Raw genomic sequence first — 15,440 nt, forward strand, 5'->3', positions numbered from 1 at the left:
TGCCGGGCGTGGGCAGGATTGTTTCGGTCAACCTGGCGGTGCCGGAGCCCAACCCGGCCAAGGGCGTCGGTGTCACAGGCATCAACAAGCAGCCGGTTGATCATCTGGTGACCGTGCGCGCGCCGGGGCCCAAGACGACCGGGCTGGGCAGCGGCCTGGTCGGTGACCAGATCTTCGACATCGACCACCACGGCGGCGACGATCAGGCCGTCTACGCGTACGCGCGGGAGGACTACGACTGGTGGCAGGCGCGGCTGAGTCGCCGGCTGGCCAACGGACTCTTCGGCGAGAACCTCACGACCGAGGGGATCGACGTCAACGGCGCCGTCATTGGCGAGCGGTGGCGCATCGGTCCACGGTTGGTCCTCCAGCCGACGTTCGGCCGCATCCCGTGCGTCACGTTCCAGCGCAAGATGGGCGAGCCGCGGTGGGTGAAGACCTTCGCCAGGGCGAACCGTCCGGGCGCGTACCTGCGGGTGCTGGAGCAGGGCGAGGTGTGGGCCGGCGATCCGGTGACCGTGGAGGACCGTCCTGCGCACGGGGTGACGATCGCCCAGGCGTTTCGGGCGTACCTGACCGAGCCGGCGCTACTGCCCGAGCTGGTCCAGATCCCCGGACTGCCCGACGATCTGCGCCAGACCCTCGCGGAGCGCCTTTCCCAGCCGCGGTAGCTCGTGATTGCGATGCCTGCGCGGCGATGGGGTGGGACCACGGAAAGATCTAATAGATGGACCTCACAGCCCGTGACGCCGTCACAGGGCAGGCTGGTTTCTGGGCCCCATACCTCACAGTCATAAATATGCCTCTCAGGTATGGGGCGTAAAGCTAGTCTCTGGAACGGAAGCGGAGCGAAGACGGCGGCGCATACCACCGTCCCCGGGCGGGGCTCGGCTGTTGTCCTTGGGTCTTGTGCGGCGGGGCTGGCAGCGCTGGTCGGGGGTTTCGGCGAGCGCTTGCGAGCCGCCGACCTGCGCGGTGCCCGCGGGAGCGTGCGGTCCGCAGGTGACGCGGGCCGGGGCACATCTGCCCGGACAAACGACAACGCCGCCTTCCCAGCGGGGCCGCCGGACCCGACCCGGCGGCCCGACCCTGTCAAGCGGGGAACGCGAAGCGCTGGTACCGGCCGACGGTCTCGAACCCGATGCGGCGGTACACCAGCGCGCCCTCGCTGCTCGACTGGAGGGTGGCGATGCGCCGTCCGGTCAAGCGGGCGATGCGCAGAGCGTCGAGGGTGAGGGCGGTGGCTATGCCGCGCCGGCGGAAACCGGGGTCGGTGGCGATGCAGTAGAGCGCGGCCACGTCGGTGCCGAGCGACAGTGTGCAGGTGCCGACCATCCGGCCGTCGACGATGCCGGCGAGACGGGTCACGTCCGGGTAGGCGAAGCCCATCTCCCGGTCCACGACCCGGCTGAGGTCGCCTTCGATGCCGAGCGGTCCGGCGTACGCGTCGACGTACTCGGTCATCTCGGCGCGGCCGGCGATCGGCTGGATCTTCAGCTCGGCCGGGTTGTCGAAGGGGCCAGCTTGGTGACGTCCACCGCCATGATCGGCAGATCGGCGAACTGGGTGGCGCCGAGGGCGAGCAGCCCGTCGGCGGTGCCGGCGTCACTGTCGGCGCCGACCCACCATCGCCAGACCGAGCCGGCGAGCCGCTGCTTCGCCGTCTCGACGGCCTGGTCCAGCGACTGGTTGCGGATCCGGAGAACGCCGTTGAGGAGAGAGTGCGGGATATCGGTGCGGTAGATCGGCACGTCGGCGTCCGGCTCGTCGGCGCCGCCCACACCGGCCCAACCGGTCCAATATCGACGGTTCGCCGCTAGTTGCGGCTCCAGATCGTGGATGGAACGCATGGTCATACTATTCCTGGCCTGGTTCTTGGGCGGGCCGGTGGGGAGGATGGCGGGATGAGCTTCGAGGACGAGGTACGCGCCACGTTCCGGCGCGGCGACAACGCCGGCGTGCTGCGCATAGCGGAGGCGGAGGTGGAGCGGGCCCGCAAGGCCGGTGAGCCGGCCGGCGAGGTCGAAGGGCTGTACGCGATGGCGCGTGTCGCCCTCCGCGGCGACGACCTGCCTCGGGCGGAGGTTCTGGCCCGGATGGCGCTTGACGTGGCCGTGCTTTCCGGCGACCGGCGGCTGGAGGAGCGTCCGCGGCACGTTCTCGCCGCGGCGGCGCGGATCTCCGGTGACTATGCCAGGGCCCGCGACCTCTATCTGGCCAGCATCGAGCTGAACGAGTCCCTCGGGCAGGCGGAGACGGTGAACTCCGAGTACCACAACCTGGCGTTCACCGAGTTGCACCTCGGCAACCTCGATCGCGCCCGCGAGCTGTTCGCGGCCGGCCGCGAACGGGTGTTCCGGCAGGGCTACCGCTCCTTCGTCCCGTATCTGGGAATCGCCGCCGCCGCGCTGGCTTCGGCCGAGGGCGATCCCCGCCGTGCCGCGCGGATGGTCGGGTTCACCGACAGCGCCTACGCCACCATCGGCCAGGTACCCGATCCGGACGACGCGGTGGAGCTGTCGAAGGCCCGGTCCCTCGCCGCCCTCTCCTTGGGCGAGGCGGAGTTTGACCGGGAGTACTCGCGCGGGGAGGCGTTGGCGCCCACGGAAGCGTTCGGCCTGACGTGGGGACCCTCAGCCCAGATGCCTGTACCGTCCGACATGTGATGTGGGTCGAGGGTGTCCGGCAGGCCGTGCATTGGCGCCTGCTCCGGCTGTACGCCCTGTCGGTGGTCCGGACGGCGAGCGTCACCTGGCCGGCGCCGCTCCCGGCCGAGCGTCGAATGTGGACCGTCTGGCATGGACAGGCCCTGGTCTCGATCCTCGCCTTCGTGGCGGCCCGCCCCGACCATCTGCCGCACCTGGTGGGTCTGAACAACCGTCGCGGCCACGCGATCCGGCTGGCGTACGAGTCGCTGGGCGGCGGCGGCCTGCAGGCCACCGACCGGGTCAAGGCCGGTCCCGCCGGCGCCGGCCGCTTCGAGATGCCGCTGCCCTTCGCGGTCATCCAGGTCGCGGAGCATCCTGGGCCAGCAGCGGGTGAGGTCGTCCAGCGACACCCGTTCGCCTGGCATCTCGAGGTCGAGCGCGTCGGGCGGTGCCGCCCGGGCGACGACCCGGCGGGCACCCCGGGCCGTGCGCACCACGGGCAGGCCGAGGATCCGCGAAACGGCGCGGGCGTTGCCGCGCTCGATGCCGGGGATGCCGCGCAGCAGCACGAACGGCACCCCACCATCCACCAACTCCTGGATGGTCACCGAGCCCGGTTTGGTGACCACGACGTCGTACTCCGCCAGCCGGGCGGGCAGGTCGTCGACGTACCCGATGACCTCGACGCCCGCCAGCGGCTTGCGCAGGCGCTCGTTCGTCCGGGTCGGCAACCGCCGCACGATCACCTCCCCGGCGCCGCGCCCGCGCCGCAGCGCCGCGGCTCGCATGTGGACAGACGGCACCACGTACCGGTCGGCGCCCGGCTCGAACCACTGGGCCGGCCCACCGAACAGGTCGGTAACCAGCACGACGACCGGCCGGCCATAACTGCGTAGCGCCTTCAGACAGTGGCAGTACATGTGGTGCGTGACTATCACGATGTCGAAGTTCGCGATTCCCAGCGAGGCGAGCGCGGGCAGCAGGTGCCGGCGCAGGAGCCGGCCATTCAGCTTGCGTACCGGCGCCAACCGGCGCACGTAGTAATACACCGCCCACAGCACCGGAAACCGCGACCGCGCCAGCCGGGCATACAAGCCAGGCAACCCGGCCAGGCCGGTGGTAGACAGCGGATCGGCCACCACCACCTCAACCCCTGCACCACGAAGCAGCCCGGCAAGAGCCGTGGCGGTGGATGTGTGGCCACCACCGATCGACGCATTCAGAATCAGACACGTCCTCATCGTCGCAAGCTAGGCACCGCCGTTCTCGATCCGTTCTCAACCTGTTCTTGGCGGATCACATCGATCTACACTCTCGGGCAACGGAGCAGGGCGGTGGGCGGTGACATCGATCTGGTTCGGCATCCTCGGCCCCCTCGAAGTACGTGCAGGCGGTCGCCGGGTGCCCCTGGGCGGGCCACGGATGGAGCGAACCCTGGTGGCGCTGCTGCTCAACGCCGGCCATGCCGTCACCATCGAACACCTCGTGGACGCCGTGTGGCCGAACCCGCCGGCGACCGCCCGACATCAGATCCAGGACCTGGTCAGCCGGCTCCGGCAGATCCTCCTCGACGAGGGCGCCTGCGCGAGCCTCATCTCGACCCAACGCGCCGGCTACCTGCTCCAAGCAGACTACGACAGCATCGACGCGCACACCTTCGATCGGCTGGTCGCCTCGGCCCGCCAAGACGCGGCGACACGACCGGACACCGCCGCTGCCGGACTCCGGCAGGCACTGTCGCTGTGGCGGGGCGAACCCCTGGCCGGAATTCGCGGCCGCCGCGCAGAAGCCGCGGCTCGGGCGATGCAGGACCGCCGGCTGGCCGTCCTACAGGAGTGCCTGACCCTGGAGATGTCGCTGGGCCGCCAATACGACGCTGCGGCCGAACTGTACACATTGGTCGCCCGACACCCACTCCGGGAATCGCTGGTCGCGATGCTGATGCAATCGCTCACCGCCACGGGCCGGCGCGGCGACGCCCTGGAAGCGTTTCGGGACTTACGGAAAAGACTCGCCGACGAGCTCGGCGTCGAGCCCGGACCCGACATAGAGCGGCTACACCACGAAACACTGCGCTACGAAGCACCACTCCCCTTGACGAGCCCCATGTCCCTGCCGCTGGATACGTCCGGGTTCACCGGCCGTCACGTGCAGCTCGCCCGGCTCGACGCGCTTCTCGACATGACCGAACCAGGCGCCACCGTGCCGACCATCCTCGTCCTGTCCGGCACCGCCGGGGTAGGTAAGACAACGCTGGCGGTGCATTGGGCGCGGCGGGTCCGTGGTCGCTTCCCTGACGGGCAGGTGTACCTGAACCTTCGTGGTTTCGACCCGGTCGGGCCGCCGACCGAGCCGGCGGAGGCGTTGCCGGTTCTGTTGCAGATGTTGCGGGTGCCTGCGGCGCAGATCCCGGCGACTCTGCAGGATCAGGTTGATTTGTACCGCGGCATCCTCGCCGGTCGACGGTTGTTGATCGTGTTGGACAACGTCCGCGATCCGGATCAGGTACGACCGCTGCTACCGGGCGAGCCGGGCTGCACCGTCGTGATAGCCAGCCGCAACCAGCTCACCAGCCTGGTCGCCATCGAAGGCGCCAACCCGTTGCCGTTGGACCTGCTGTCCACGGATGAGGCACGCGAACTGCTGATCCGCCGTCTCGGTGCGGCACGGGTCGCCGCCGAACCCGACGCGGTGGAGGACATCATCGACCGATGTGCGCGGCTCCCGCTCGCGCTCGCCATCGTGGCGGCACGCGCGGCGTCCCATCCCGGCTTCGCCCTGGCGGCGCTGACCAGCGAACCACACAGCCCCGGAGCCGACCTGGACGCGTTCGACGGTGGCGACCACGCCACCCAGGTACGCACCGTCTTCTCCTGGTCCTACCAGACGCTCACGCCCGGCGCGGCGCGGCTGTTCCGGCTCCTCGGCCTGCACCCCGGCCCGGACATCGCGCCACCCGCCGCCGCGAGCCTCGCCGGCACACCACCCGAACAGGTACGCCCGCTGGTAGCCGAACTGGCCCGAGCGCACCTGGTTACCGAACACATCCCGGGCCGGTTCACCTTCCATGACCTGCTCCGGTTGTACGCCGCGGAGTTGGCTCATCTGCACGACGGTGACACCGAACGGCGTACCGCGACGCATCGGTTGTTGGACCACTATCTGCACACCGCGCACGCGGCCCACCATTTGATGCGTCCGCACCGTGAGCCTGTCCCGGTGAGCCCGCCCCAGCCGGGTGTCATCGCGGAGAGCCTCGCCAACCATGGACAAGCGTTGGCCTGGTTCACTGCCGAGCATGCTGTCCTGGTCGCGGCGATCGCTCATGCTGGAAAGGTCGGGTTCGAGGCCCATACGTGGCAGCTGGCGCTGACGCTTGACGAGTTCTTCTATCGGCAGGGGCACTGGCGTGCCTGGGTCACTACCCACCGCCATGCCCTGGACGCTGCCCGCCGCCAGGCAGAGCGTTCTGGACAAGCGCACATCCACCGCAGCCTGGCCAACGCTCACGCCCGGCTCGGCCAGTACCACGATGCGCATATCCACTTCGATCAGGCCCTGGACCTGTTCACCGAGCTTCACGACCACACCAGCCAGGCACACACCCTTTTGGGCATCGCCTGGCTACACGCCCGTCAACACCGCCGCCGGCAGGCACTGGACCACGCCCGTCAAGCCCTCGACCTCTACCGGGCCACCGGCAACCAGACCGGACAGGCCAACGCCCTCAACTCGGTCGGCTGGTACCACGCCCAACTCGGCGACCACCACCAAACCCTCATCCACTGTGAACACGCCTTGACGCTCCTGCAGAACTGCGGCGACCACCTGGTCGAGGAGGCCGGCACCTGGGACAGCCTCGGATACGCCCACCACCACCTCGGCAACTACGAGCGGGCCATCACCTGCGGCCAACACGCCGTCGACCTGTACCGGAAGATCGGCGACCGGTACAACGAAGCCGACGCCCTTACCCACCTCGGCGACACCCACCACGCCACCGGAAACCACCACACCGCCCAAACCATCTGGCACCAAGCCCTCACCATCCTCACCGAACTCCAACACCCCGACGCCCACCAACTCCACACAAAACTTGACCGCACTGACTGAACTGACTGAGCCTCCTGGCCGAAGTGCCGGCGATGTCGTCGCTTCAGTCGATGCGGCCGATGGGCTCACGCTTTTCGGCTTGGAACGCGTCTTCGGTCCGGCCACGGGCCCAGTAGCCGGAGATCGAGATGGCCTCGCGTGGGATGCCCCTGGCGTGCAGCACCTTGCGGACGGCCTTGACGGACTCGCGCTCGCCGTGGGCGAAGACCTGCACCGCGCCCGGTGTGGCGGGGGCCGAGGGCCAGTGCCCGTTTGCCACCGCGCGGGCCAGGAAGGCGGTGTCGCCGTGGTCGGTGTTGACCAACCAGTTCAGCGCCACCTGCTCGGGACACTTCAGGTCGAGGATGTCGGCCGGATCCGAGATCTCGATGTGTGCGACACCGTTCGCGTGCCCGGGCAAAGCGTCCAGGGAGGCGGCGATCGCGGGCAGCGCGGACAGGTCTCCGGCGAACACATGCCAGCCGACCGCCGGGTCTGGCGCGTACGCCCCGCCGGGTCCCGACACCACGAGCCGGTCTCCGGGCGCGGCCTTCATGGCCCAGACAGCGGCGACGCCGGTGTCGCCGTGCGTGACGAAGTCGATCGCCAGGCGTCGCGCGGCGCTATCCACCCAGCGGAGCGTGTAGGTGCGCAGGACGGGCTGCAGGTGTGACGGCTGGGCGGCACGCAGGGCGGCGAGATCGTACGGTGGCTCTACGCCGAGCTCGGGGTCCACGAACAGCAACTTGACGTACGCGTCCGTGTATCCGTTGTCGGAGAAGTCGGCGAGCGACTCACCCGAGGCGACTACCCGTACCAGATGCGGTGTCAGCCATTCGGTTGTCTCCACCGCGAGCACGTGCTGACTCGGACCTTGCCGTTGAGTCCTCGCCATGTCACTGTCCTTCCGACCAATTCTGGTTAGGTTAGCCTAACCTACCAGAGCCGGTCGGAAGGACGGTCGAGGTCGATGGTGTGCGGGCCGTCGGCTCGGCGCGGCTGACCGTGGGCCCGGATGTCTGTGGCTTGGGCAAGCCGGGCGGAGGTCTCGGCGATCAGTTGCTGCAACGGCAGAGCCCGCGAGCGGTCGGCGATCACGAGGTCTTCCAGCTTCGCCCGCCAGCGTCCACGCTCGACATCGACGACGTCCAACCGGTGCCTGGCCCACAACCGGTGCCGTGACTCATATAGCGCCTCGGCCAGCCGCCGATCGAAGTGGCGCTCCACCTGCTCGCGCAGCCAGCCGAAGACCTGGTCGGATTCGGTGGCACATATGAAGGCTCGCGCTGCGTCCCAGGCAAGTCGCTCGTGATGGACCACCTGCGCTGTCATGGTTCCTTACGATCCCAGCCATACCAGGGCCGCACAAGTGGCCGCGTGCTCAAGATGCGATCTTGACGACTGGCGTTACTACTCCGCCCCGCTGACTGGCTGGTGGCAGACCGCCTCGATGTTGTTGCCGTCCGGGTCGTAGACGAACGCACCGTAGTAGTGCGAGTGATAGATCGGGCGTGGCCCGGGCGCGCCGTTGTCCTGCCCGCCGGCGGCCAGGGCCGCCGCATGAAACTCGTCCACCACAGCCCGGCTCTGGGTGGAGAACGCAACGTGGACGCGCTCGGTTGGCGTACGGGTCGCCACGAAGAACCACGGCCTGCCGCCGTCGCCGAACCCGATGTAGCCCGGTAGGTCGAGAACGACCTCGACGCCGAGCGGGGCGAGGGCTTGCTCGTAGAAAGCGCGACTGGTGGCGATGTCACCAACGCCGAGTACCACGTGATCGATCACCAGGTAAGCATGCCGCGTCGCGGCTCGCCTGTCCGGTCCTCGACGTATCGGCGACATCGGCGAGTGCCTCGTGTGACCGTTGCCAGGGTTATCGATTGGGGGGCGTGATGACCTTTCTGCCGCCGCGTGCTGGGTTGGTCGGCCGGGTGTCCGAGCTGAACCTCGCCTTATCTGCCCTGGCCAGGGGCGTTGGGGTGGCTCTGGTCGGGCATGAGGGAGTTGGCAAGACGTCGGTGGCTCGCGAGCTGGCCGCTCGCCTCGATCCGCGCCGGACGTGTGTGGTGTGGCTGACCGCCACGGATGCCGGTCGGCAGGTGCCGTTCGCTGCGCTCGCCGCGCTCATGCCCGCGTCGTCGTGCGCCGACGTCACCGTCGTCCTTCCGGCTGTCCGGGAGGCGCTGCGGGCGCGTGCGGGGAGCCGGCGCCTGGTCCTCGTCGTCGACGACGCTCATCTGCTCGACGGGCCGTCGGCAGCGGTCCTGCTGGGACTGGCCGGCGAGGCTCAGCTGGTGCTGACGATATGTGCCGGGGCAGCACAGCCCGATGCGGTCCGGACGCTGTGGAAGGACGGTTACCTCGACCGCGTCGACTTGGACCCGTTCGACGATGCGGACACCGGGCGGCTCGTCGCGGCGCTGGTCGGTGGCGACGTGGCGGCCCCCACCGCGCAGATGCTGCATCAGTGGACGAGGGGCAACGCGTTCTACCTGACCGAGCTGGTTCGGGCCGGGCTGCTCGACCGGGCGCTGCGGGAGCGGTCCGGGCTCTGGTGGTGGCAGGCGCCGCTGGTGGTGCCGCCCACGCTGGCGGAGCTGCTGGACCGCCAGTTGAATCACCTCGACGCGGCGGCCCGCGACGCGCTCAGCGCCGTCGCGCTGGGCGCACCGCTGGCCGTGGAGGTGCTGGAACGCATCGTCGCGCCCGATGTGGTGGTGCGGCTCGAAGACCGCGGGCTGCTGCGGGCCGAGGCCGCCGACGGTGGCCAGGCCGGCCGGCTGTCGCTGCGTTTCGCCCATCCCATGCTCGGTGCGGCGGTGCGCCGGCGGCTATCCCCGGCTCGGCGGCGGCGGGTCGCCGCGGCCCTGCTGGCGGCCCGGCCGTCCGAGCCGGTCCATCCCGGGGAGGTCGTCCTCACCGCGCTGTGGCAGCTCGACGCCGGCACGGCGATCGACGGTGGTCACCTGCTCGACGCCGCGGACCTGGTCCTGCACTCCGATCCGGCCCTGTCCTTGCGACTGTCTGAGGAAGCGGCCCGCCGCCAGCCGTCGGCGCTGGCGTGCGTGGCCAGCGCGTCGGCCCTGGTCGAGCTGGGACGGCCGGACGAGGCGCGGGCGGTCCTGGAGAAGGCCGCGGCGGATGCCTCCAGCGTCGACGACGAGACGCAGATCGCCATCGCGCTCGCCGGTCACCGGGTATGGGCCGAACGCGATCCGGCCGGTGGCCAGGACGAGTTGACGAGGCTTCTGGCGAGTACCCACGATCCCGCCGCTCGGGCGGACATCGGTTCGTTGAAAGCCCTCGTCCATCTGTTCGGCGGCCAGACGTCGGCGGCGCTGGAGGCCGCCGACTCCGTACTCGCCGACGGCACCGCCGGGCGGCGGGCGCTGCTGCGAGCCGGCCTGGCCCGCGCGGCGGCGCTGTCGCTCGTCGGCCGGACGGCGGACGCGCTGCGCGCCGCCGGCGAGGTCGCCGCCGCCTGCGTGGAGGATCCGGCCGGCCTGCCATACGTGCGGGGGATGGCGCTCGCGGCGGTGGGACTGGCACAGATCTGGCGCACCCCCGCGCCGGACGTGCCTGCCACCCACCCCCAGTCCGGCCGCTGGCCAACCCCTTCGGACCGTGACCTGGCCGGGCTGGAGCCGACCGCCTGGCCGCTGTTCGACGGCTACGCCCGCCGGGTGGCCGGCGACCTCCCGGGAGCGATCAAATGCCTGCGAGTGGCCCTGGTGCAGCAGGCGGGCGGCGAAGGGCTGTTCCGGTCCGAGGCGGCGACGTGGCTGGTCCTGTGCCTGGCGGAGGCGGGCCGCGTCGACGAGGCCGAGGACGTGTTGCGTTCGACCCCGCCAGACGCCATGGCCATCGTGCCCGGGCTGTCGCCGTGGGCGGCGGCGGGCATCGCGGCGGCGCGCGGCGAACGGCGACGGGCGATCGACCTCATGGCCGAGGCCGGCGCCGCCGCCCGACGCGCGGGGTGCTGGCTGGTGGAGGTCGGGTATCTGGTCCACGAGGCCGGCATCCGGGGCCCCGCGGGGGCGGCCGAGGTCGCCGCCCGCCTGCGGGCCGCGGTCGAGCACGTCGACGCGCCACGGCTGGTCGCCGCCGCCCAGGCGACGCTCGCCGTGGCGTCGGATCCGGACGACGGTACGTCGCTGATCGAGCACGTGGACCGCCTGGAGCGGCTGAACATGCCCCGGCATGCGCTGGGCGTGGTGCGGGCGGCGGAGGCGATGGGGAACCCCGTCCGCGCGGTACGGGCTGCGACCGGCACGGGGTCCCTCACGGCGCGAGAGAGCGAGATCGCGGGCCTCGCCGCCAGCGGCCTGACCGACCGCGAGATCGCCGAACGGCTCGTCCTGTCGGTTCGCACCGTGGAGAGTCACCTGGCCCGCGTGTACCGCAAGTTGCCGGTCCGGTCGCGGCGGCAGTTGCGGGAGGCCCTGCGCCGGTGACGGCGCAGGGCCTCCCGGCCGGATCAGTAGCGGTCGATGCGGTAGAAGGTGTAGAACTCGGAGTCGTTGTCGGTGTGGAAGAGGAAGAAGTCGTACCAGATCCCCTTGTAGTAGTTCAGCGGGAAGCTGAGGTACCACTCGAAGCCTTCCGGCCACAGGATCCCGGTGTCCCACCCGATGATGTCGTCGCCCATGTTGAAGAGCGCGTCCAGCAGGTTCGCGGCGCTGTCGACCACCGCCTGGTCGACGTCGACACCGTAGAACTTGGCCACGCACTGGCCGATGGTGGCCGCGTCGTGCCACATCTGCTTGATCTTCTCCGGGTTGCCGAAGTCGTGCTCGGTGACCAGGGCCGAGATGTACGTGCGTTCGGTCGGGAGGTACGCCGGACCGAAGACAACCAACGGGTTCGGGTTGGGCCCCCGGATCTCCTTGCGGTCGACGTCACTGTAGACCGCGGTGCGCTTGGCCCACGAGTGGTTGCTGTCGTCGTACATGTTGAAGTTGACGTACGGCTCGTCACTGTTGCTGCCGCCGTCCCAGGTGCTCTCCTCGGCGCAGTACAGGCCGACGTAGCTGACGGTGTAGATCGGCGCCGCGCCGGCGGGCGCCGCCGCGGCGGGCTTCTCCGCGGTACGCGTGGCCGGCGTGCGGTCCGGGCCCAGCGTCATCGTGGCCGGCGAACGACCCAGCAGCGTCCCCGCGCCGCCGGGGTCCGGTGACACCTCGGTCTTGCCGGTGATGGAGTCCGTCGACGCCTTGGTGTCGCCCGGACGAGGAGCCTCACTTTCGGGCATCGTGAACGGCCGCGCACCCACCGGGGTGCGGCCGATCGTCGCGGCCCGAGCCGTGAACCCGTTCGGGTCGTGCACGCCGCGCGGGCGGAACGCCTGGGCCGCGCGGGCGGCCAGCGCCTCCTCGGTCATCCGGAGCGAGTTGTCAGCGGCGGCCGCGGCCGCGCCGATGGCCGCGACCTTCGTCTCCATCGGCAACGCGCGCCAGTTCCGGACCGCTTCCTCGGCCGTCCGCCGTCCGTCTGGACGGGCGTCGATCTCACGGGCGAGTTGAAGCTCCGGTCGGGTGCGCTCGGGCACGTTGTCCACGTACCGTTCGAGCAGCGTCAGGAGGAAAGCGGATCCCTCCGGATTGGCGTGTGGATTCCGCCGGAAGATCCTCGTCGTCGTGGTGTCCGTCATCGTGTTGCCCCTCTATTAGTGCGGACCTGACAACGAAAACGGTAGGAAAGACCGGACGGGGCACACATCCGTGAGCGGTACGCAAAGCGCCGGCGGGGGAGTACGGAGGGCGGACACCCGGTACGGAGCTGGGCGGACGGATGCTGAGGTGAAACGTTTGGGGTAAAGGCGGGGTCTTGGGTTTGTCCAGGCAGATATGCCCCGGTCCGCGTCACCTGCGGGCCGCATGCTCCCGCGGGCACCGCGCAGGTCGGCGGCTCGCAAGCGCTCGCCGAAACCCCCGACCAGCGCTGCCAGCTCCGCGGCACAAGACGCAAGGACAACGGCCGGGCGACGCCCGGGGAGACGGTGGGCCGCCTGGAGCCGCCTCCAACCCACGGCCGTTTGCCCTTGATCCGCGCGAAGGTCCTTGATCGACGGGGTGGGGATGGTCGCGGTCCGCTCCGAGCCCGCTCTGAGCCCGCGCTGCGCGGGATCCGCGTCGCCGCGGTGATCGCTACACCCGCCCTCGTTGCGCCGCCCGGCGACGCGTGGCCGCTCGGGGCCGTCCGTGGCGAATCTTTGCCCCTGGAGGGGCAATTGCTCGCCACGATCACATCGCGACCAGAGACGTCTCGCGGTGAGGGTGAGGCCGGTCGGGTGGGTGCCGGCCGATATGCCGCATTTGCACGGCAGCACGCGTAGATCTTGGTGACTTATCGTCGTCCCAGCAACAACAAGTCACCAAGATCTATGCGGCCCCGCGACGCGAACCCGTGGGCACCGTCCGCCGGGGTCGATTGTGGACCACGCAGGGTGAGGCCGCGGGAGCGACGGCACGGACCGCGACGGACATCGCGGTAGCTCAGAACTTGATCCTGAACCTGACCTCAAGCCGGTGAACCAGTGGCAGGTGTCCAGAGTGGACGCCTGCCACTGTCTGGGTCGAACGGTTAGCTGACGATGGACAGTTCGAACGACACCGTGTCCCTGTCCGTGGTGACGCCGCCGCCCGCGCAGGCGGTCACTTCGGTGATCTCCGGATCCAGGACGAAGGTTTGATCGATGCCACCGTCGGTGGCGGTGTACAGGACCGCCCAGTTTCCCTCGTAGTTGTTGGTGGAACCGGTCACGGAGATGATCCAGCCGGTCCGGCCGCTTCCGGTGCCCACCAGCCGAATCGTGTCGCCGGATGACACGGGGTACGGTCGCCGCAGGCCGAGGCGTTCAGCGACAGCGCCGCCGTCTCCGGGCCGATATCGGTCACCGCGTTGGAACTGGTCGAGGTGAGCAAGATCTGGTAGTGGGTGACGCTGAAGACGCTGACCTTCATGATCTTGTTGGCGAGCACGCACGCCCGGTAGAAAAAGGTGCCGGACGTGGTGGGTGCGATGGTCTTGTCGATGGGCGTCTGTGCCCCGCTCCGCGCACCCGCGGGGCCCTGAAGACGACGGTCTCCGGACCACCCACGGCGCTGGACCGCAGCACCGTCCATTCACCGGTGCCGTTGGCGAAGAATCCGGTCAGCCTCGCCCCGTTGTCCGACTGGACATGGTCGGTGCACCGGCTGTCGCCGACGCCCAAGGTCTGCCCGGTAGCGATTCCCGCCGCGCTGGCCGGTGCCGTGGTCGCGGCCAGGAGCAGCGCGGTGGATGCCGCACACACTCCCGCCCGTGTCCAGGTCTTTGTCCTCATCAATCCTCCTTGCCGGGTGAGTGCCCTCTACGACCAAACATGACGGCCGGGCGTCAAGGACTCGTCAAGGCTGAGTCGGCGGTTTTCGGCCCGCCCGTCGCCGGGTCGGTGCGAGACTGGGTGGTGCCCCTGCCGGCGCCCCCGGGCGCCGGTCGACCCGACCCGGCAGGTGGTGCACATGTCCAACGACCACGAAATCCGTCCCTTCCGGCTCGACATGCCGGAAGAAGCGATCGCCGAGATGCGTAGCCGGATCGCGGCCACGCGCTGGCCCACCCGAGAGCTGGTCACCGATCGCTCCCAGGGCGTGCAGCTGGCGACGGTCCAGCAGCTGGCCCGCTACTGGACGACCAAACACGACTGGCGCGCGTTCGAGGCGAAGCTGAACGCCCTTCCGCAGTACACGACCGGCATCGACGGAGTCGAGATCCACTTCATCCACGTGCGGTCGCAGCACGAGAACGCCCTGCCGCTGGTCATGACGCACGGCTGGCCAGGCTCGGTCGCCGAGCTGCTCGGGGTCGTCGGCCCGCTCACCGACCCGACCGCGCACGGCGGCACTCCCGAGGACGCATTCCACCTGGTGCTGCCGTCCTTGCCCGGCTACGGTTTCTCGGGCGAGCCGACCGAGCTCGGCTGGGACTCCGGCCGCATCGCACGCGCGTGGGCGCAGCTGATGGACCGCCTCGACTACACCCGCTACGTCGCCCAAGGCGGCGACGTGGGCGCCTCCGTCACGGACGCGATGGGCCGCCAAGCACCCGAAGGGCTGGTCGGCATCCACATCAACCTGCTCGCCGGAGCGATCGGTCTCAAGGACCAACTGCCGGCGAACTCCCAGCAGGAACGCGCGGCGCTTGACGCGCTCAACGCGTTCACGACGGACGGCTTCGGCTACTTCCTGGAACAGTCCACCCGGCCGCAGACAATCGGCTACTCGCTACTGGATTCACCAGTCGGGCTGGCGGCCTGGATGCTCGACCACGACACGGACAGCTACTACAAGATCTCCCGCGCGTTCGTCGACGGCGAGCCCGCCGGCAACCTCACCCGGGACAACCTCCTCGACAACATCACGCTGTACTGGCTGACCGGCACCGGCGCCTCGGCCGCCCGGTGGTACTGGGAATTCGGACGGGCCATAGCCCGAGCGGCCGGCCAGGCTCCGCCGGCGGTCTCGGTTCCGGTCGGCTTCACGACGTTCCCCGGCGAGATCTGGGCTGCCCCGCGCAGCTGGGTGGAGACGGTCTACCCCAACCTCATGTACTTCAACGAGGTCGGCAGCGGCGGCCACTTCCCCGCCTGGGAGGAGCCGGAACTCTTCTCCACCGAGGTGCGGGCCGCGTTCCGGCCGCTGCAGAAATCCTGAGCCGGCT

At 69.8% G+C, this 15,440-nt stretch carries 14 protein-coding genes and 1 pseudogene; 6 read left to right on the forward strand and 9 right to left on the reverse strand.

The window, feature by feature from the left end; all coding sequences use genetic code 11:
* The first annotated feature begins 8 nt into the window (after positions 1-8).
* On the forward strand, positions 9-671 hold the full coding sequence (locus tag Prum_RS34490) for an MOSC domain-containing protein (RefSeq protein WP_173080403.1): 663 nt from the start codon (positions 9-11) through the stop codon (positions 669-671).
* A gap of 421 nt (positions 672-1,092) precedes the next feature.
* On the opposite strand, the gene Prum_RS34495 is transcribed toward Prum_RS34490, so the two are convergent.
* Together Prum_RS34495 and Prum_RS34500 are read right to left on the reverse strand one after the other, a co-directional pair.
* Entirely contained in the window at positions 1,093-1,464 is a 372-nt protein-coding gene (locus Prum_RS34495) for a GNAT family N-acetyltransferase (RefSeq protein WP_173080405.1), read from the reverse strand.
* A gap of 29 nt (positions 1,465-1,493) precedes the next feature.
* Positions 1,494-1,850 (reverse strand): hypothetical protein, encoded by a 357-nt coding sequence (locus tag Prum_RS34500; RefSeq protein WP_173080407.1) that lies wholly within the window; start codon positions 1,848-1,850, stop codon positions 1,494-1,496.
* 54 nt (positions 1,851-1,904) lie between these two features.
* Here Prum_RS34500 and Prum_RS34505 point away from each other — a divergent pair, with 54 nt between their 5' ends.
* Positions 1,905-2,666 carry a tetratricopeptide repeat protein gene (locus Prum_RS34505; protein WP_173080409.1) on the forward strand — a complete coding sequence of 254 codons (762 nt, stop codon included), beginning with the start codon at positions 1,905-1,907 and terminating at the stop codon, positions 2,664-2,666.
* Positions 2,667-3,418: 752 nt separating this feature from the next.
* On the opposite strand, the pseudogene Prum_RS52340 reads toward Prum_RS34505, so the two are convergent.
* A pseudogene (locus Prum_RS52340) lies at positions 3,419-3,889 on the reverse strand (MGDG synthase family glycosyltransferase); the annotation flags it as partial.
* Positions 3,890-4,070: 181 nt separating this feature from the next.
* On the opposite strand from Prum_RS52340, the gene Prum_RS34510 reads away from it, so the two are divergent.
* Complete coding sequence (locus Prum_RS34510) at positions 4,071-6,761, forward strand: AfsR/SARP family transcriptional regulator (RefSeq protein WP_173080411.1); 2,691 nt, start codon at positions 4,071-4,073, stop codon at positions 6,759-6,761.
* 43 nt (positions 6,762-6,804) lie between these two features.
* Here the strand turns inward: Prum_RS34510 and Prum_RS34515 are convergent, their stop codons facing one another.
* From Prum_RS34515 to Prum_RS34525, 3 genes are all read right to left on the reverse strand, one after another.
* Positions 6,805-7,590, reverse strand: coding sequence for a siderophore-interacting protein (locus Prum_RS34515; RefSeq protein ID WP_218577475.1), 786 nt, complete (start codon positions 7,588-7,590; stop codon positions 6,805-6,807).
* Between the two features lie 86 nt (positions 7,591-7,676).
* Positions 7,677-8,072, reverse strand: a complete 396-nt coding sequence (locus Prum_RS34520) for a hypothetical protein (protein WP_173080415.1) — start codon at positions 8,070-8,072, stop codon at positions 7,677-7,679.
* 78 nt (positions 8,073-8,150) lie between these two features.
* Entirely contained in the window at positions 8,151-8,525 is a 375-nt protein-coding gene (locus Prum_RS34525; RefSeq protein ID WP_173080417.1) for a VOC family protein, read from the reverse strand.
* A gap of 107 nt (positions 8,526-8,632) precedes the next feature.
* Between Prum_RS34525 and Prum_RS34530 the strand changes: the two genes are divergently transcribed.
* Positions 8,633-11,194, forward strand: coding sequence for a helix-turn-helix transcriptional regulator (locus Prum_RS34530; RefSeq protein ID WP_173080419.1), 2,562 nt, complete (start codon positions 8,633-8,635; stop codon positions 11,192-11,194).
* Between the two features lie 23 nt (positions 11,195-11,217).
* Here Prum_RS34530 and Prum_RS34535 read toward each other — a convergent pair whose 3' ends face one another.
* The 3 genes from Prum_RS34535 to Prum_RS34545 all read right to left on the reverse strand — a co-directional run bounded on the left by Prum_RS34535 (position 11,218) and on the right by Prum_RS34545 (position 13,720).
* Positions 11,218-12,390, reverse strand: coding sequence for a hypothetical protein (locus tag Prum_RS34535; protein WP_173080421.1), 1,173 nt, complete (start codon positions 12,388-12,390; stop codon positions 11,218-11,220).
* A gap of 932 nt (positions 12,391-13,322) precedes the next feature.
* Complete coding sequence (locus Prum_RS34540; protein ID WP_173080423.1) at positions 13,323-13,502, reverse strand: hypothetical protein; 180 nt, start codon at positions 13,500-13,502, stop codon at positions 13,323-13,325.
* A complete protein-coding gene (locus tag Prum_RS34545) occupies positions 13,499-13,720 on the reverse strand; it encodes a hypothetical protein (RefSeq protein ID WP_173080425.1) in 222 nt (73 codons plus the stop codon). Before Prum_RS34545 ends, Prum_RS34540 begins: the two co-directional genes overlap by 4 nt.
* Before the next feature lie 150 nt (positions 13,721-13,870).
* On the opposite strand from Prum_RS34545, the gene Prum_RS34550 reads away from it, so the two are divergent.
* Positions 13,871-14,107 carry a hypothetical protein gene (locus Prum_RS34550; protein ID WP_173080427.1) on the forward strand — a complete coding sequence of 79 codons (237 nt, stop codon included), beginning with the start codon at positions 13,871-13,873 and terminating at the stop codon, positions 14,105-14,107.
* Positions 14,108-14,242: 135 nt separating this feature from the next.
* On the forward strand, positions 14,243-15,433 hold the full coding sequence (locus tag Prum_RS34555) for an epoxide hydrolase family protein (RefSeq protein WP_173080429.1): 1,191 nt from the start codon (positions 14,243-14,245) through the stop codon (positions 15,431-15,433).
* The last annotated feature ends 7 nt before the right edge of the window (positions 15,434-15,440 follow it).

This window comes from Phytohabitans rumicis (assembly GCF_011764445.1).
In the GTDB taxonomy this organism is placed as follows: domain Bacteria; phylum Actinomycetota; class Actinomycetes; order Mycobacteriales; family Micromonosporaceae; genus Phytohabitans; species Phytohabitans rumicis.